We start from the raw sequence: 18,108 nt of genomic DNA, 5'->3' as shown, positions 1-18,108 counted from the left end.
CAAGGGCCATGACGCAATAGGCCCGCTTGCCGACCTGGATCCGGCACTGATCAACGGCCCCACGCTCCAGTCCGAACAGGTGTGCATACCGCTGGGCGCTTGCGCTATGCTCCAGGCAAAATAGCCGGGAGAAAGGCGAATGGAATCAGCCGTTGCTGCAGAGCTCGTTCCCACGCAAGGCCCTGACAAAACCGAAGTACCGCCTCCGAGCCCCGCCGAGCAAGACTATCGCCTAGCCTTCGATTCCGCCGGCACCGGCCTGGCCTTGCTACGCCTGAGCGGCGAATGGATTGCCGCGAACCAGATGCTCTGCCGGATGCTCGGCTACACCGAAGAAGAGCTGCGCGGCACCTCGTTCCAGCAACTGACCCACCCGGACGACCTTCAGGTTGGCCGGGACGAAATACCCGGGCTGATCCAGGGCCAGTGTTCAAGCGTCACCTTTGAAAAACGTTACCTGCGCAAGGACGGCAGCGCGCTGTGGGCACGCTTGACCATCGGTATTGCCCGCAACCAGAAAGGCGAAGCCCTCTATTTCGTGTCCCAACTCGAGGACATCAGCGAACACCTGGCCTTGCGCCAGGCCCTGTTGAGCAACGAACAGAAGTACCGTTCCCTGGCGCAAAACTCACCCAATATCATCCTGCGCTACAACCGGCTTGGACAACGTATCTACGCCAACCCCGAGTTCGAACGCACCCGGGGCTTTCCCGATGTTCCCGGCATCGAACGCACATTGTCCCAAAGCCCCCACGCGCAACCGATCGACGAGGTGTTTCGCGCCCATCTGCAACACACCCTGTCCACCGGCATCCCGGCCACCCAGTTGCTGGAAAGCAAGGACTCCTATTCCGGGCGCTCCGTGGCGTTCCTGTGCAACCTGACGACGGAGCATGATGAAAACTCGGAGATCTCCGGGGTCCTGGTCATGGCCCAGGATGTGAGCTCCTTGCGACAGCAGGAACGAGCAGAGAACGCCCGATCGGCGATTTTCCAGGTGATGATCACCGACGGTGCGTTGCGTACCGTGCTGCCACTGTTGAGCACCTATCTGGAGATACTGGCGCCGGACTTTCGCAATGCGATCGCCTTCAAGACAGAGCCCGACGGCGATAACCTGGCCCCACCAGTCGCGGTCCCGCAGTCGCTCCAGGCCTGCCTGGCCGCCGACCTGAACGGCTTCCCGGAATTCTTTGAGCAACGTCGGCTGATCGATGACCTGAGGACCGACGCCACGCACCTGAGTTTCAGCGCGCCGGCCCTGGGGGCCGGATATCAGGGCTGCTGGCTGGAACCGGTAGTCAACAGCGCTGGCCAGACACTTGGGGTCATCGTGCTGTTTACCAACGGCGAACATCCCCTCCCTGAACAAGAGCGCAAGTATGCGCAGATGGCCAGCCACATAGGCTCCATTGCCTGGGAGCGTTGTTCGGCCCTGGACAACCTTGCGCAAAGCGAACGGCGTTATCGCGAAGTCTTCGATCACACCCAGGACATGCTCTGCCTGCTGTCCATCGATGCCAACCAGCAGCTCAGTTGCCTGGAGGCCAATCCGATACTCTGCCAGATGCTCGCCAGAAGCCATGGGGACCTCATAGGGCAACCTCTGGAACATTGGCTACCGGGCGAGGCCGCGCAAGTGGTCGACGCTATTTGCCAACACTGCATCGCCGTCGGTGCCCCCATCGAGCTCGATGCCCACCTGCCCTGTGGCGAACGCTCGTTGATTATCCATTTCAACCTGGTGCCGATCGCCGACGCCAGCGGACGTCCGCACCGCATGGTATGCATTGCCCGAAACATCACCGACCTGAAGGAAATCCAGCGCAATGAACGAGCCCGCCAACAGGAAATCGGCACCCTGGTGGAAAACTCCCCCGACGGTATCGCTCGCCTGAGTCCGTCAGGGAAAGTGCTGTTCATCAACCCGGCGCTGGAAGGATGGCTTGATCGGCCAAAAGCCAGATTACTGCACAAACGCCTGCTGCAAATACTGCCACGCAACCTGCAAAGCCAACTGCTCCAGGACACGCTGATCGAAGCGGTGGAAAGCGGCCAGCCTCTGGAATACGAGTATCTGCTCAACGGCCGCCAACGCCTGCAACGGGTCTACCACATCAGCCTGGTTCCGGAACAGGACGTCCAGGGGCGCATCAGCACCGTACTGGCCGTGGTCCGTGATATCTCCAAACTACGAGTGGCCGAGCGACGCCTGGCCACGCTGAACAATCAACTTCGGCAACTGATGTCCAGCCGCGAAAGTGCCCGGGAAGAGGAACGCAAGCTGATTGCCCAGGAAATTCATGATGAATTGGGGCAGCACCTGACGGCGATCCGCATGGGCACTTCGCTGTTGCGATTCCAGTACGGCGAACAAGTGCCGATGCTCAGTGAGCAAGTCACGCACCTGCTGCAACTGATCGATCAGACGGTCCAGGTGGTGAGGAACATCTCCACCAGCCTGCGTCCGTCGATCCTCAACATGGGGCTGGTGGCCGCCCTGGAGTGGCTGACCGACACGTTCAGGCAACAATGGGGCATTGCCTGCGACCTGCAGCTCCCACGGCACCCGATGCAACTGGAGGATGCCGCTGCCACCGCGGCCTTTCGGATCGCCCAGGAATCGCTGACCAACATCGCCCGCCACGCCCAGGCGACCCGAGTCACGGTGACCCTCGAAAAAACCGCCCGTGGCTGGTCGCTGGAGATCACCGACAACGGCAAGGGTTTCGAGCAACGTGGGCTCTCCGGCAAAACCCTCGGACTGCTGGGCATGCGCGAACGCGGCCTGACCCTGGGTGGCACCACCCATATTTCCAGCAAAATCGGCGGCGGTACCACCGTGCAGCTGAAGGTACCCGACTCAAGGACCCACGACTCATGATCCGATTGATGGTAGCCGACGACCACAGAATAATGCGCGAAGGCCTCAAGCAGCTGTTCGCCCTGGTCAAGGATTTTTGCGTGGTGGCCGAAGCGGAAAACGGTGCCCAGGTCCTCGACCTGCTGCGCCACACCGAGATCGACATGTTGCTGCTCGACATGACCATGCCCGGAAGCAGCGGCGAGGATCTCATAGGACGTATCCACGCCCATTATCCCAAGCTGCCGATACTGATCCTGAGCATGCACAACGAAGCCCACATCGCCCAGCGTGCACTGCGCGCCGGTGCCTCGGGCTACATGACCAAGGACCACGATCCCGAGACCCTGCTGGCCGCCATCCGCAAGGTCAGCGGCGGTGGCCGCTACCTTGACCCGGAACTGGCTGAACAGATCGCCCTGCAAAGCAGCGGCCTGTCTCCCGACAGCCCGTCACAAACGCTTTCGGCACGGGAATTCCAGATCCTGCGCATGCTGGCACAGGGCTTGAGCGTCAATCAGATTGCCGAACAACTGGTGATCAGCAACAAGACCGTAAGCACCCACAAGACCCGGTTGATGGAGAAGATGTGTTTCACCACCAGCACCGACCTGGTGCGTTACGCCCTGAGCCAGGGGCTGGTCTGAGCCGCCCCCGCGGCCCTCAGCGAACGTGCCCGCAGGCGCCGAGGATCGCCCCGGCGATCTGCTCCAGCGGCAACTCCCGTTCGACCGCTCCCAGCTTGAACGCCTCCCGCGGCATCCCATAAACCACGCACGATGGTTCATCCTGCCCAAGGGTCCTGGCGCCAGCATCGCGCATCTCCTTCAAACCCCGGGCGCCGTCATCGCCCATACAGGTCATGATGATTCCCAGAGCGTTGCTGCCCGCGCACCGGGCGACTGAACGGAACAGCACATCGACCGAGGGCCGGTGCCGGCTGACGGGAGGGCCGTCAACGATATCCACCTGATACTGCGCACCATTGCGCTTGACCAGCATATGGCTGCCCCCGGGGGCGATCAATGCACGCCCCGGCATCACCCCGTCACCGTGGCGGGCCTCGCGGACTTCGATCTCACAGACCTGGTTGAGACGTTCGGCAAAGGCCGCGGTAAATTTTTCCGGCATGTGCTGGACAATGACAATACCCGGGCAGACCCGGGGCCGAGTCCGTATGGTTGAGTTGCAGGCGACCGTTGGCCACATCGAACACCAGGCTGCGATAGCCCTGGCCACCCACGTGATACACCTCGCAGTGCAGGCCATGAGCCTTGATCAAACGCCGGGCGGCATTCACGTTCAGCTCACCGATGCCGACACCGCCGTGGCGTCGGACACTGGGAAACATGTCACCACCACCAAAGACACTGACGACGAACTCTTCGGGCCGCGCCTCGGCTTGACGAATGAAGGTCAACAGCAGCGCCAGCGCATCGGCCGCGTAACGCCCGTTCAAGTCACCGGCATCGCGCCCTCGTCGCAAAGGCAACATGTAATGACACATCCCCCCCAGCAAGCGTTGCGGATGCCACAGCACCAGGGCTACGCAAGAGCCCAACAAGGTACGCAGCCGCAACCGCCGGCCGCCAAACACCACTTCGCCGGGCTGCAGGAAGTGCTCCACCACCTCGGGCGCATCAGGCCGCGGGCTTGCGGTAGATGGACGGTTTGACCAACTGCACATCATCGGTGATTCCATTCAGGCTCTCCGAATGACTAATGACGAAGTAACCACCAGGCTTGAGGTGCTTGAGCAGACGCTGCACCACCTGGGACTTGGTCTGGTTGTCGAAATAGATCATCACGTTGCGCAGGAAAATCACGTCGAACTGCCCCACCGCGGGCAGCGGGGTGTTCAGGTTGAGCGCGGTAAAATCGATACGCGACGCCAGCGCCGGATCCACCATGAAAATGCCGGAGTTGCTGCCGACGCCCTTGAGGCAATACTTGTTCAGCAGCGCTTCGGGGATGCCCTTGGTGGCATCCAGCGGATAACGCCCGGTGCGGGCCTTGTCGAGTACACGCGTGCTGATATCCGAGGCGAGAATTTCCCACGGCCGCGAGCCCAGGCTGTCGGCCAGGACCATGGCCAAGGTGTAGGGCTCCTCGCCAGTGGAGCAGGCACCACTCCAGATCCGCACCGGGGCATGGCCCCGTAATTCGGGGAGAATGACCTCCTTGAGGAATTCGAAGTGCCTGGGCTCACGAAAGAAATAGGTTTCGTTGGTGGTCAACAAGTCCACGGCCATCTGCAGTTCGGCCTTGTCTTTGGTCAGCAGACGATAATAACTGCCATAGTTGGTCAGCTTGAAATGCTGCAGGCGCTTGGCCAGGCGACCGCTGATCAACTGTTTCTTCGCCTCGGACATGCTGATGCCGGCGATCTCACGGATCATCGTGCGAAATTGCTGGAACTCGTTGTCTGAGAGAATCACATTCATGAGGCCAGTCCTTGTGTCAGGGCTCTCTGGGATTGCAATGCCGACCAGTCGTCCGCGCCAAGAATCTGTTCGATGTCCAGCAACAGGACGAAGCCGCCATTGAGCTTGCCAATACCCAGTATGAAGGCCGGGCTCAGGCGTCCATTAAGGGACGGCGCGGGCTCGATCTGATCCCGGGCGATCTCCAGCACCTCGCTGACCGCGTCGACAATGATGCCCACCAGGCCGGAACTACCCGCCCCGCGGGTTTCCAACATGACGATGCAGGTGCGGGCACTCTGCTGGGTCAGGCTGCCGCCGAAACGCAGCCCCAGGTCCAGCACCGGAATTGCCGCGCCACGCAGGTTGGTGACTCCGCGAATGCTCGGCGGTGCCAGGGGCAGCGCAGTAATCGGGCCGTACTCGACGATCTCCCGGACACTCAAGGTGCCAACGGCAAACATCTCCTGACCCAGGCTGAACGTCAGGTACTGGGTTGGCACCGCGTCCTGTGGTTGCCGCAAAGGCAAAATGGATTCAGACATGGCTCACTCCCGGGGACCGCCCATGAACGGCCGGCCCCTTATCAAGATTGGACGGAGGCGCCCGCTTGCCCGGCGCCGGATCGACAGCACTCAATGCAGTTGGCCGGCGATTTCGCTGACGCAAAGCACCTGGTCGACCTGCAGCAAGGTCAGGAACTCCCCCCGGACCCGAACCATGCCGCGAATGAAATCTCCACGGATCCGATTGCCGATCACCGGGGCCGGCTTGATGTCGGCCAGGTCGATCTCGATCACCTCGCTGACCGAGTCGACGACAATACCCAGCACCTGCGAGTCGCCGTCCTGCAACACCTCAAGGATCACGATGCAGGTACGGCTGCCCGGTCGCGTGATGCCTCTGCTGAAACGTGCCTGCAGATCAATCACCGGTACCACCGCACCACGCAGGTTGATCACCCCGCGGATAAAGTCCGGCATCATCGGCACCTGGGTGACCTGGCCGTACTCGATGATCTCGCGCACGCACAAGGTATCGATGGCGTAGGTCTCCCTGCTCGAGGTGAACGTCAGGAACTGTGAGGGCTCGCTATCCCCCGAACTTTGCGCACCCGGTTCAAGAACACTGGCGACTGCTGGGTTCATGGCTCAACTCCCGAAGCGAATGAAACCGCCTTCATGGGCATGCTCGTTACCCTGCATGCCCTTCTGGCTGGAAGGCGCGACACGCAGCACCGGAGCGACCGAGGCACTGCCCTGCAGGGTGAAAAAGCCCATCAGTTCCTGCAACTGCTCGGCCTGGCTGCTCATTTCCTCCGCCGTGGCGGCCAGTTCCTCGGAGGCCGAGGCATTCTGCTGGGTAATCTGACTCATCTGCGACATCGCCCCGTTGATCTGCTCGGAGCCGATGGACTGCTCCTCGGACGCGGCGGCAATTTCCTGGACCAGGTCGGAGGTCTTGGTGATCGAAGGCACGATTTCATCCAACAGGCTGCCGGCGCGCTCCGCCAGGGCGACGCTGTTTTTGGCCACCTGGCCGATCTCCTGAGCCGCAATCTGGCTTCGTTCCGCCAGCTTGCGGACTTCCGCCGCCACCACCGCAAAGCCCTTGCCATGCTCACCGGCACGGGCCGCTTCGATCGCCGCGTTGAGGGCCAGCAGGTTGGTCTGATAGGCAATCGAGTCGACGATACCGATCTTCTCGGCAATGGTTTTCATCGCCGAAACCGTGTCTTTCACCGCCTGCCCGCCTTCGCTGGCCTCCTTGGTAGCCTTGCCCGCCATGCCATCGGTGACCTTGGCGTTCTCGGTGTTCTGGGCAATCGATGCCGACATCTGCTCCAGCGACGCCGAAGTTTCCTCGACCGACGCGGCCTGCATCGACGCCGACTGGCTGATACTTTGCGCGGTGGCGGAAATTTCTTCCGAAGCGCTGGACAGCGAATCGGCGGAACTGCGCACTTCACCGATGATTTGCGAGAGCTTGCCCACCGTTTCGTTGACCGAGTTTTTCAAATCTTGCAGGCTGCCCTGGTAGTGCCCCTTGACGGTGCGGGTCAGGTCGCCGCTGGACAACGCCGCCATGACTTCCATCGCCTCGCTGAGCGGGGCGACAATCGAGTCGAGAGTACCGTTGATGCCTTCGACAATCCGGCGGAAATCACCTTGATGACGAGTGCTGTCGGCGCGGGTATCGAGCTTGCCGACCACGGCATCCTCGCTCAGCCGGCGGGTGTCTTCGACCAGAGCCTGGATATTGCTGCGCAACTGCTCGATGTTGTCGTTGATAAAGGACTTCTTGCCAGGAAAGCGGGCCAGGGGGGCCGACAGGTCACCTTCGCCGAACGCGCGGATGCAGGCCATGGCTTGTTTCTTCACGCTGATATGGCCGTTGACCATAGCGTTGATCCCTTGGGCCATCAGCCCGTAGCTTCCGGCGAAGCGGCCAGCCTCGATCTGCACATCGATGTCGCCTTTATCGTGCTCGGCGGACATGTGGTTCATTTCATTGATCAGTTGATTCAGGTTACCCCTCAGTTGCTGAATAGAACCCAACACGCCCAAACCTACAGTCCCATTGTCGCCGGCTGCAGTCTCCAGTTGGCCAGCGACGATGCGCTCGGCCAGGACACGAACCTCATCCGGCTCACCGCCCAGGGTACGCAACAAGCCACGCGCCAGGAAAAAGCCCAACACAATGGTGATCAGCAAGGTCACACCGCCTACCAGGATAACGGTATAGAGCGCGGTCTGCTCCGTGGCGGTCGCGGCCAACGCCGCTTTGCTGCCCAGCTCCAGATTGTACTGACGCATATCGCTCAAGGCTGCCGTGACTTTGTCTTGTGCCGCCTGGCTGTCGAGCAGCAGACCGCGCGCGGCTGCTTGATCGCCATTTTTTTGCAAGCTATCAAAACGTTCCAGGCCATGGTTGTACTCATCAAGGCGGGTACGCAGGCTATTGAGCAACGCCGCGTCGTGATCGTCTGAGATCAACTCCTTCTGATAACGATCCAACGCCTGTGTCACCGACGCCTGTACCTTGTCGGCCTGCAACGAAAGGCTGTCGAGCGGCGTGGAAAGGTTCTGCCACTGATGAGCATGGCTATCGGCCAGGGTCTCGGCCACCTGGTCCAACAGGACAATGCTCGGCACCGTATTGACCTGGGCATAGCTGGCCATGGTTCTGACCCCGCCCATCAGATATAGACTGACCGCGCCCAGGATCAGGATGCCCAGCAGGGCGGAGGCGACCAACAGCGAGATATTCTTTTTGACGGTCATGAGGCTGTACTCCAGGGTGAAGGCTATTGAGTCAGTTCAGGGCTGAGGGTCGCGCCGTGCTTCTGCTGGCTGGCGACTTGCCCGAGTAGGTTGGGAATATCCAGGATCAGCGCCACCGCGCCGCTCCCCAAGATCGTGAAACCTCCCAATCCATGGGCCGTGCCGAACAATTTTCCCAGCGGTTTGATCACGGTCTGGAACTCTCCCAGTAACTGATCAACCACCAGCCCTACGCGAACGCCGGCGTAATGCACCACCACGATGTTTTCACGGCCCGGGTTCGGCTCGTCGATGGCAAACATTTCCCGCAGGCGCAAGACCGGCAACACCGAGCCCCTGAGGTCCAGATAGTCTTGATTGTTGCAATCATCGGCGTTGAGCTCGATGCACTCCTCGACCATGTCCAGGGGCACCACATAAGAGGCCTTGCCAACCCCGATGAGAAAGCCATCGATGATCGCCAGTGTCAGTGGCAGGCGAATACGCACCGTGGTGCCGACACCCTCCTCGCTTTCCAGGTTGACGCTGCCCCGCAGCGCCGTGATGTTGCGCTTCACCACGTCCATGCCCACGCCCCGTCCGGACAGGCTGCTGACCTGTTCGGCGGTGGAGAAGCCGGGCTCGAAAATCAGATTGAGAATGTCCTTGTCCGCCAGCACCTGCCCTTCGGCCAGCAGACCCCGCTCCCGGGCCTTGTCCAGGATCCGTTGCTTGTTCAGGCCGCCACCGTCGTCGCAGACTTCGATAACGATGCTGCTGGCCTCGTGATAGGCGTTGAGGCGAACGGTGCCCTGGGCAGGCTTGCCCCTGTCGCGGCGCAGTTGTACGGCTTCGATGCCGTGATCCATGGCGTTGCGCACCAGGTGGGTCAAGGGATCGCCAATACGCTCGACCACGGTCTTGTCCAGTTCGGTTTCCGCACCATCAACCTCAAGGACGATGTCCTTGCCCAGCTCCTTGGAGACATCGCGAACCACCCGCTGGAAGCGGTTGAAGGTGGCGCCGATCTGCACCATACGCAGGGTCAGGGCGCTGTCGCGCACTTCCTCGACAAGGCGCGAGAGGGAACTGGCGGCCTCGATCATCTCGCCGATGCCCGTGCGCGCCGCCACCAGATTGGCACCGGCACCGGCGATGATCAGTTCGCCCACCAGGTTGATCAACTGGTCCAGCTTGCCGGCATCGACGCGAATCAGGTTACCCTCGACCGAGCGTACCTCCCTGGCCGGCTTGCTTCTGGACAGACCGTCGCCTTGAGGCAGAGGCTGATCCGGCACGACCTCAGGGGCAGCCATGAACGTCGCGGACGGCACCTGAGTCGCCGCCTGCCAGTCTTCGCGGGTCAGCGAGCCACAAGCGATGAACACCTCCAGCAAAGCTTGCGGATCGCTCCCCAAACGCTCGATCAGCGCCTGGAAATCCGCCGGTTGGCGCTCCGGCGGCAGCACGCAGATCTGGCTGTCTTCGCGAACGAACTCGAAAGCGCTTTCGATGGTCGCCTGATCGGCTTCACTGACAAACCCCAGTTCGAAACCCAGGTAGCAACTCTCAGGGTCCATCGCCGCCACCTCCGGCAGACCGTCGGTCACGCAGACAACCCGGGTGATCTGCCCGAAACTCTTGAGGTAGCGCAGAAAGGACAAGGGATCCATGCCATTGCGCAGCACATCGCTGCCGAAACGCAGCGACAAGTGCCAATGGCGCAAGCCACCCGCCGAATCGCTCACGGGCGTGGCCACGGCCTCCCCTTGTTCCGACTCAAGAGACGGCTCCAGATAACCATTGAGCCGCGCAACCAGCGCACTACCCTGCCGTTCGTGATCGGCGGTGAGACCTTGCAGGTCACCATGACGGGCCAGCAGGTCGATCAGTTCGCCCAGGTGGTCACGAACCTGCAGGAACAACGCACTGAGTGCCTCATCCACCCGCAGCTCATTACCACGCACCCGGTCCAGCACGCTTTCCGCCACATGGGTGAAGGCGACGATGGGGGTCAGGCCGAACAGACCGGCGGAACCCTTGATGGTGTGGGCCACGCGAAACAGCGCGTTAATCGTGTCGACGTCATCGGGGACCTGCTCGATCCGCAGCAATGCGTCCTCCATCAGCAACAGCAACTCCTGGCTTTCGGCAATAAAGGTCTGCAGCACATCGTCCAGGTTCATCGGCGCGCTCATGACGTCAGCCTCTCTGGACGGCGGCTGTACCCGCCTCATCGAAATAACGATGCAATCCGCTCAAGTCGAAGGCCTCGAGTACCGCTGCGCTGTGATTGCTCAAGATCAGGGTGCGGCCCTGGCGGATCGATTCCTGCTTGGCCAGCACCAGCAATTGCAGCCCGGCGGTATCCAGTTCATCGACGCTGCCCAGGTCCATTTCCACCTCTTCGGCAAGGGGAAACAGCTCCAGCAGCAGGTCCCGGCGCTCGGTCGCGGTGTAGATGGTCAGCGGTCCCTCAAGGACCAGGATCCGACGCAGGCAAGGCACGGTGTGTGGCATGACAATCTCCTTTCCAGGGGGCCCTGGACGGCTACGGCATGATCAATCTGGACACGGCACTGAGCATCTGGGCCGGCTGGAAGGGCTTGACCATCCAGGCCTTCGCACCGATGGCCTGGCCCTGCTGCTTCATCGACTCGGCCGCTTCGGTGGTGAGCATGATCACCGGTGTGAACTTGTAGGCCGGCAGTTGTTTGGCGGCCTTGATGAAGCTGAGGCCGTCCATGTTCGGCATATTCAGATCGCTGACGATCAGATGAATCTTGCGACCGTCGAGCTTGCTCAGGGCATCTCTGCCATCGCAGCCCTCGATCACCTCGTAACCAGCGCCTTTCAAGGTGATGCTGACCACCTGGCGAATGGAGGCAGAGTCATCGACGATCAGAATGGTTTTGCTCATGGCGGGTACTCCCTAGAAAAAGGTGATGTCGGATGAAGCACTGCCAGCCAGGGGCTTGCCGTGATGAATCGCGTGTTGCTCTGGCATGGTGTAGGTGCTGGCCAGCTGTTCGAGCCAGGCATGGGCGGCAATAGGTGGCGGTGTGGCGCCGGCTTGGCTGAGGTGTTGACGTTCGCTCACCTGATCACGCAGCTTGCCAAGGTCGTTGTTGACCAGGCTGAGCATCTGGCTGACCCGGTCCTGAAACTGCAGGGCTACCAGCACGCCGGCGATCTCGCTCGCGACATTTTCGCTCTGCTGCTGCAGGCCGCTGCTGGTGTCGACGATGGCCTGGGCGTTGTGCCGAAAATGCTCGATCACCTGGGACACCAGTTGTTCGGAATGGACGAGGGTCTGCGAGTCCTGCTGCGCCTGATGCCGGGACAACTCGACGGTCCTGGCGATCGCGGCATTGACGGTGTTGACCGTTTCACTGATTTTCAGACCGGTTTCGCCGGACAGGCTGGACAGCTTGCGAACTTCGTCCGCCACCACCGCAAAACCGCGGCCGGCGTCACCGGCACGGGCCGCTTCGATGGCCGCGTTAAGCGCCAGCAAATTGGTCTGCCGGGCGATATCACCGACAAATTTGGCCATCTCCTGCAACTGCGAGGTGAAGTCGGACAACATCAAGACTTCCTTGAGCTCCGACTCCTTGCGCAAGAGCGCGCCACGTAGTGCAACCATGATCGAGTCCAGGTCACGCTGCCCCACCTCAAGGATCTCCACCAACCTGGCCCCGGAACTCTGCCCGGCGCCCTTGGAAACAGAAGCACTGATATCACCGGACAGCGTGGCGAAACGATTGCTGAGTTTGAGAATCGACTCTTCGCTGAGGCTGCGGGCCGCATCGATCTGGCGGCACCAGATCGGCAGAACCTGGGTACAGACCTCGGCCAAGCCCTCATCCGGCGAGACTGGCAAAGGCCTGTTCAAGGGTTCAAACACCTGTTCCTCGCGCCGTTGCACGGTGCTCAAGGTGCGCAGCGCCACGGTGCCGATCAGCAATGACCCCGCCAGCACAGCGGCACTGCTGCCCAGGGCCAGACCGTTCAGACCGTTGCTGACCAGGATCGCCAGGCAACCAAGGGCACCACTCAGGAGCGTCGGCAGCAGCGTCATGTTCACGGGTGAAACCAGCGTCTGTCCTTTCACCTTTGTCTCTCCAGATCAGGATCGCTCAGAAAAACCGGAAGGCCGCTCTGATACCCGCTGAAAGTGGTGTATCGAGGGTTCTGGCTGCCTGGAGAGATAATGGCCCGGCAATATCACCGCACCTATCGGAGCATCCCTATTTGCAGCTAGGATTTGCAGGACGGCGGCTAGGAAAATCCCTACAAGCACTCTCTGTCCAAAGCGCCTCGAGATTTTTGAAGTTCCAGTTTTTCTCCTGCTCCAGGCCGATGATCGCGTCCTGCCCGCTCGCCAGATCCACAACCTCGAGGGGCACGGGCATACCGCGCGATACCGAATAGAAAACCTTCACCTTGGGAACGAGCAACGAATCGGCGTTCTGTTCCATGACCACCGCCAAACGCTCGCTACGCAGTCGCACCAACGCCCCCACCGGATAGATCCCGACACATTTGACAAAAGCATGGAACACCATCTGGTCGAAGTGCCCGTCCCATCCAGCCATTCTGTGGATCGACTCGGCGGGGGCCCAATGGCGACGATAGGGACGGTCCGAGGTAATGGCGTCGTAGACATCGCAGACCGCGGCCATGCGTGCGAACAGGCTGATCTGGGTACCCCGCAGCTTGTGGGGATAACCGCTACCGTCGACCTTCTCGTGGTGGTGCAGGCAGACGTCCTGCACCCGCAAACTGAAATGATTGCTGTCCAGCAACTTCACCCCGGCCTCCGGGTGCGAACGGATCGTCTCGAACTCGCCGTCAGTCAACTCCGATGGTTTGTTGAGGATCGCACCCGGTATGGCCATCTTGCCAATGTCGTGCAGCAGGCCGGCGAGCCCGGCATCCTGTACCAGCAACGGCGGCAGACCCAGCTGGCGCGCCAGGCCGATCATCAATCCACAGACCGCCACCGAATGCATATAGGTGTATTCATCGGCGTTCTTGAGTCTGGCCAGATTGATCAGGGCGTCCGGATGGCGCATCAGTGAGTCGGAGATATCCCGCACCATGTCGGCCACGTGATCCATCTGGATGACCCGGCCCATGCGCAGATCGCCAAACATCTCGATGACCGCGGCCTTGGACCTGGCACAGACGTTGGCGGCCCTCACCAGTTCGTCGCTCATCGCCACCCGGGCGCGCTCAGGCTTGGGCGTGCACGGGAGGGCAGGCTCGATATGCACAACAGTAGCGACGGCCACATCCGGGGAAGAAGGCTCATGCGCCCCCACAACTGGCGTATCGACGCCCTTGGAAAGGTCAATCCAGACGCAGGTAATGGACGAGTCCCGGACCTTCTCCAGGGTTTGCTCATCCTCAAGCAGAAAACTTTTTTTCCAGAACGGGTGATCGAGCCAGGGACCGCAAAGCTCCTGGATATACATGCCGATGCCCAAATCGGCCACGACGATTTTTTTCAGCACGATCAAGCCCCTTTTCAGGTAGCGACAAGCCCTCGTCGAATGCTCCAGTGCGTCTCTTGTCTAACGAGTCGGCACGCTGTGGAACATGACGCCGAACCTGACTGACATGAAAAAATATCGTCGAATGCCGGAAGCCCCACCATCGGAGCATCCCTATTTCAGGGTAGGGATAACGGGGGATGGGGTAGGAAAATCCCTAGCTGGCGGCGCCCAATGGACGGCTTTGCTGACCGCCTCGAAGAACGCCTGGCGTTCCGCGAAACGCTCCTTGTCCGAGGCACTGGGCCATGCGCTGAGGACCACCACCAGCAATTCATCACGCGGGTCGAAGTACATGGCCTGGCCAAAGATACCGAGGGCCTGATAAGTCCGGTCCGCACCGATCCACCACTGGAAGCCGTAGCCAAGATTTGCCGTATCGCCCCGAATAGCCCAGTGGGTAGCGTCGCTCACCCAGTTCGCCGGCAAGACCTGCTGCCCGCCTGCACGACCGCCGTTCATGAAGAACAGGCCAAAGCGCCCAAAGTCCTCCAGCGTCATGCTCAGACAGCAGCCGGACAGCTCGCTGCCTCTGGCATCCAGCGCCCACACCGCATCACGGGCCATCCCGGTGCGGGACCAGATTTTCTCCGAGAGGTAGTCGGCAAGCCCCTTGTGGGTGGCACGGCTGACCAGTAGCCCGATCAGATCGGTCTCTCCGGTCTTGTAGACGAATCGCGTCCCCGCAGGCGCCTCGCGTTGCAACCCGGCCATGTAATCCAGGATCGAATGGCCTGGATGTTCCGACAAATGCGCGAACTGGTTCACATCGGAATGTGGGGCACGATAATCCTCGCTCCAGCGCACACCCGAGGTCATGGTCAACAGTTGCCGGATCGTCACGGTGTCGTAGGCACTCCCGGACAGTTCAGGCAGATAACGCGTGACCGGATCTTCGATACTGTGGATAAAACCATCCTGAATCGCGGCGCCCAGCAGGGTGGAGGTAATCGACTTGGCCACGGACCAAGAGGTCCAGCGCTCATTCGCCGTCAGATCCGGACCATAACGCTCGAGCAGCACGCGTCCGTGGTCAATCACCAAAAGTCCTTCGACGTTGGTGTCGCGCATAAAGGTGGTGGTATCCAGGGGGCGGCCATGGTGGACGAAGTTCACAGCCAACTCGCCCTTGGCACGCGGTAGCTCGAAGACTGCAGCGGTGCCACGGGATACAACGCGGGTCGGAAAAATACGCTCCATATTGCGGTAGCCGAACCTTTGCTCCGCGGGCGTCCAGAAGAGAAAGCGGCCAGGGGACGGCTGGACTTCAACCGCGGCGGCGCCAGCCTGCGTAGCAGCGAGTGCGGCATGGCAGACAAGTGAAACCCCGAGCACCAGGCTGGCCAGCCCTGCAATCCGTTGAAGTCGGTGGTTCATCAACAGGCCCCTGATAGGTAGGCGTTTAAAACCAGCTCAGTTTCGTATCAGAAAACATCTACTGAAAACCCGGTTCGCCCAGCACGTCCATTCAAATGGAAGCGTTGTTCCCCATCTGGTAATAATCGGTTATGAAATCCACAAACACCCGCACCTTGGGCGCCAAGTAGCGGGATTGTGGATAGATCGCGTAGTAATGTCGCTCGCCCAACGAATAATTGGGGAGGATGGAGACCAAGCGCCCCAGGGCAAGATCACTGCGTACGGTGGCCTGGGTGAAACAGGCAATGCCGGAGCCGGCCAGCGTCGCGGCGTGCAGGGCACTGATGGTGTTGCTTCGGAATTGGCCGTTTGGTGTGATCTTGAACGAGGCACCTCGAGCGGAACTCAGCTCCCAATCCGAAGAAGCCCCGATAAAGGTCAGCAGGCGATGCTTGTCGAGTTCCTGGGCTGTACGCGGTAAACCATGGGTGCGGATATAAGCGGGAGAAGCCACCAGCACCCGTTTGGAAACCGTCAGGGTGCGGGCGATCAAGGTGGTGTCTGCCAGGCCACTGGCAATCCGTATGGCGACATCAAAGCCTTCGGCCACCAGGTCGACGAACTGATCATCGCAGCACAGTTCCAGTTCAATATCGGGGTAACGCTTCTGGAACCCCGGCAGCCAGTGCGGCAGATCCAGCGTGCCAACCACCAGGGGCACACTGACCCGCAACAGTCCTTCCGGACGTTGATGCTCCTGGGCCATGACTTGGGAAGCCGCGTCGACACGATCGAGAATATCGACACACGCCGCGTAGTACTGCTCCCCCGCCCCGGTCAGGCTGAAACGTCGGGTATTGCGATTGATCAACTGAACGCCCAGTTCAGTCTCCAGTTGCTGCAGCTGCCGTGAGATCGTCGAGTGGGTGGTGTCCAGGCGTTCTGCGGCGGCAGAGAAGCCCTTGGCCTCGACAATGCAGCGAAAGGCGCGCATGGCAGATAACTGGTTCATGAAGCGGGCGTTCCGAAGTCAGGGGCTGATCACTTGACCGGCAAGGCAACGATCTGCGAGGTGGTCAGTACCGAACCGAAGGTGTCTTCGATCTCGGCCAGGGCCGAGTTTTGCAGCTCATCCTTGGTCACCGAATGGCCATTGGCACGAGTAATGGCACGGGTTGCGCTGGCATCGGATGCTACCACAACGTCGTAACCCAACGGCACGGCGTCACGGGCCGCACCAGCCACGCAGGCGTGGGTCATCAGGCCGCTGATGATCAGGGTCTTGACCCCGGCTTTCTTCAGTTGGGCATCCAGGTCAGTGCTGGCGAACACGCTGACGGTGGTCTTCTGGACAACCTTGTCCTGAGAGCGCGGCTTCATCTGCGGATGGAAGTCGACAGTCTTGCCGCCAATGCCGAACACCGCCGCACCAGCAGGCGCGATGTGCTGCACATGGATCACCGGGATATGTTCCTTGTCAGCGAAAGCGATCAGGCGCTTGGTGTTTTCCAGGGCCTTCATGCCATCCGGGATCGGCATACGGCCGGTGAAGTATTCATTCTGGAAATCAATCACCAGTAGCGCTGTGGTTTTCGGGTCCAGGCCGTCAGTCGGCTTGGCGCCGAACATGGCACGGATGGTCGGGTGCTCATTGGTCGGCGCATCCGCGGCGCTAGCAAACTGGATGGCACCGACCATCAAACCCAAACCGACAATGATCGACTTGCACAAGGAGGAAAATGAACGTTCAGTCGTAGCGATCTGAAACAGGGAAGTGTTGCTCATGATGAAGTTCCTTTGGGGAGATTGGCTAACCGGAACTCAGCTTAAGGAGCTGCCCCTGTAGCAACAACGCACCAATCAGAACAATATTTGTTCGCTAACAACACAGATAGACCAAGATAAATGTGTACTCAACTCTTTAGGTACAGACTCATTTTGGCCCAATTCGCTCGCTGTCGGCTGACGCCAACATCACCTCGAAGAGATCTTCGACCGTGACCCCCTCCGGCGCGATATTAAGGATGGCCTTCAGCCCACCATCCAACAGCAGCAGGGTATAGCCGTGAATCAATGACCAGCCACCGAGAATGCTCCCCAGCTGTTCGAGTGTCGGGTTTTCCACGGGTGTCTCGCGCGAACTGGCGAGTAGCCCAAGCGCATTCCGGCGAGCCTCCCTGAGAGAAGGACGGCCTGAGTCCAAACGGTCGGAACGGAACATCAGTTGGAACAGCTCCGGGTTTTGCCTGGCAAAGGCCAGATAGGCGCGCGCGCCATCCCAGCGTTTGACCGCAGCGGATTCCATGGCCGCTTGAAGCTCAACGCCGAATCGACGAAAGCCGTCGGCCGCCAGCTCACTGAGCAGGCCCGTCAGATCCCCGAAGTGGTGGGAAGGTGCCGCATGGGACACCCCCGCTTCACGAGCCGCAGCCCGTAGCGTCAATGCACTCAAGCCATCACGCCGCAGTATTGCCTCGGCGGCGGCGACAAGCGCCTCTTTAAGGGCACCGTGGTGGTAAGGGGTCGTTTTCATGAGCCGAATCTTACCACTGTCAAAATAGCGATTGACACTTTCTTGCCAGTCTTTCAACCTATCTAGACATTGTAAAGATACCAACATCAAGGCAATGTCCGCCGGACCC

Annotated in this window: 15 protein-coding genes and 3 pseudogenes; 2 read left to right on the top strand and 16 right to left on the bottom strand. The window is 60.5% G+C overall.

The genetic code is table 11. The annotated features are described in order from the left end of the window. The first annotated feature begins 139 nt into the window (after positions 1–139). Both CWE01_RS02045 and CWE01_RS02040 read left to right on the top strand, forming a co-directional pair. A complete protein-coding gene (locus tag CWE01_RS02045) occupies positions 140–2,884 on the top strand; it encodes a PAS domain S-box protein (protein WP_100938853.1) in 2,745 nt (914 codons plus the stop codon). Then, the gene (locus CWE01_RS02040) at positions 2,881–3,510 is read left to right on the top strand and encodes a response regulator transcription factor (RefSeq protein ID WP_100938852.1); all 630 of its coding nucleotides are present in this window, start codon (positions 2,881–2,883) and stop codon (positions 3,508–3,510) included. The genes CWE01_RS02045 and CWE01_RS02040 overlap by 4 nt, the downstream gene beginning before the upstream one ends. 16 nt (positions 3,511–3,526) lie before the next feature. Here the strand turns inward: CWE01_RS02040 and CWE01_RS02035 are convergent. The 16 genes and pseudogenes from CWE01_RS02035 to CWE01_RS01965 form a co-directional block, all read right to left on the bottom strand. Continuing rightward, positions 3,527–4,033: pseudogene (locus tag CWE01_RS02035) on the bottom strand (chemotaxis protein CheB); the annotation flags it as partial. Beyond that, the gene (locus CWE01_RS02030) at positions 3,942–4,490 is read right to left on the bottom strand and encodes a chemotaxis protein CheD (RefSeq protein WP_315975351.1); all 549 of its coding nucleotides are present in this window, start codon (positions 4,488–4,490) and stop codon (positions 3,942–3,944) included. The pseudogene CWE01_RS02035 and the gene CWE01_RS02030, both read right to left, overlap by 92 nt. Before the next feature lie 13 nt (positions 4,491–4,503). Beyond that, entirely contained in the window at positions 4,504–5,307 is an 804-nt protein-coding gene (locus CWE01_RS02025) for a protein-glutamate O-methyltransferase CheR (protein WP_100938850.1), read from the bottom strand. Further along, complete coding sequence (locus tag CWE01_RS02020) at positions 5,304–5,831, bottom strand: chemotaxis protein CheW (RefSeq protein WP_100938849.1); 528 nt, start codon at positions 5,829–5,831, stop codon at positions 5,304–5,306. The genes CWE01_RS02025 and CWE01_RS02020 overlap by 4 nt, the downstream gene beginning before the upstream one ends. 90 nt (positions 5,832–5,921) lie before the next feature. After that, positions 5,922–6,434 carry a chemotaxis protein CheW gene (locus CWE01_RS02015; RefSeq protein WP_100938848.1) on the bottom strand — a complete coding sequence of 171 codons (513 nt, stop codon included), beginning with the start codon at positions 6,432–6,434 and terminating at the stop codon, positions 5,922–5,924. Between the two features lie 3 nt (positions 6,435–6,437). Further along, the gene (locus CWE01_RS34125; RefSeq protein WP_371315492.1) at positions 6,438–7,499 is read right to left on the bottom strand and encodes a methyl-accepting chemotaxis protein; all 1,062 of its coding nucleotides are present in this window, start codon (positions 7,497–7,499) and stop codon (positions 6,438–6,440) included. A 51-nt stretch (positions 7,500–7,550) separates the two neighbouring features. After that, positions 7,551–8,570: pseudogene (locus CWE01_RS34120) on the bottom strand (MCP four helix bundle domain-containing protein); the annotation flags it as partial. Between the two features lie 23 nt (positions 8,571–8,593). Continuing rightward, positions 8,594–10,735, bottom strand: a complete 2,142-nt coding sequence (locus CWE01_RS02005) for a chemotaxis protein CheA (protein ID WP_100938846.1) — start codon at positions 10,733–10,735, stop codon at positions 8,594–8,596. Between the two features lie 16 nt (positions 10,736–10,751). Further along, positions 10,752–11,069, bottom strand: a complete 318-nt coding sequence (locus CWE01_RS02000) for a lipid asymmetry maintenance protein MlaB (protein WP_100938845.1) — start codon at positions 11,067–11,069, stop codon at positions 10,752–10,754. Between the two features lie 31 nt (positions 11,070–11,100). Beyond that, entirely contained in the window at positions 11,101–11,469 is a 369-nt protein-coding gene (locus CWE01_RS01995) for a response regulator (protein WP_100938844.1), read from the bottom strand. A gap of 12 nt (positions 11,470–11,481) precedes the next feature. Continuing rightward, a pseudogene (locus tag CWE01_RS34115) lies at positions 11,482–12,084 on the bottom strand (methyl-accepting chemotaxis protein); the annotation flags it as partial. A 715-nt stretch (positions 12,085–12,799) separates the two neighbouring features. Continuing rightward, complete coding sequence (locus CWE01_RS01985) at positions 12,800–14,068, bottom strand: HD-GYP domain-containing protein (RefSeq protein ID WP_100939205.1); 1,269 nt, start codon at positions 14,066–14,068, stop codon at positions 12,800–12,802. Positions 14,069–14,221: 153 nt separating this feature from the next. After that, positions 14,222–15,484 carry a serine hydrolase gene (locus CWE01_RS01980; protein ID WP_100938842.1) on the bottom strand — a complete coding sequence of 421 codons (1,263 nt, stop codon included), beginning with the start codon at positions 15,482–15,484 and terminating at the stop codon, positions 14,222–14,224. Between the two features lie 91 nt (positions 15,485–15,575). After that, positions 15,576–16,478, bottom strand: a complete 903-nt coding sequence (locus CWE01_RS01975; RefSeq protein ID WP_100938841.1) for a LysR family transcriptional regulator — start codon at positions 16,476–16,478, stop codon at positions 15,576–15,578. 29 nt (positions 16,479–16,507) lie between these two features. After that, complete coding sequence (locus CWE01_RS01970) at positions 16,508–17,164, bottom strand: cysteine hydrolase family protein (RefSeq protein ID WP_371315491.1); 657 nt, start codon at positions 17,162–17,164, stop codon at positions 16,508–16,510. A gap of 235 nt (positions 17,165–17,399) precedes the next feature. After that, entirely contained in the window at positions 17,400–17,999 is a 600-nt protein-coding gene (locus tag CWE01_RS01965) for a TetR/AcrR family transcriptional regulator (protein ID WP_177143508.1), read from the bottom strand. Positions 18,000–18,108 lie beyond the last annotated feature (109 nt).

The sequence above is a fragment of the Pseudomonas sp. QS1027 genome (assembly GCF_002814235.1).
Classification (GTDB): domain Bacteria; phylum Pseudomonadota; class Gammaproteobacteria; order Pseudomonadales; family Pseudomonadaceae; genus Aquipseudomonas.
Note: the sequence above shows the minus strand (reverse complement) of the source record. Positions and strands in the feature narration are given on the sequence as shown.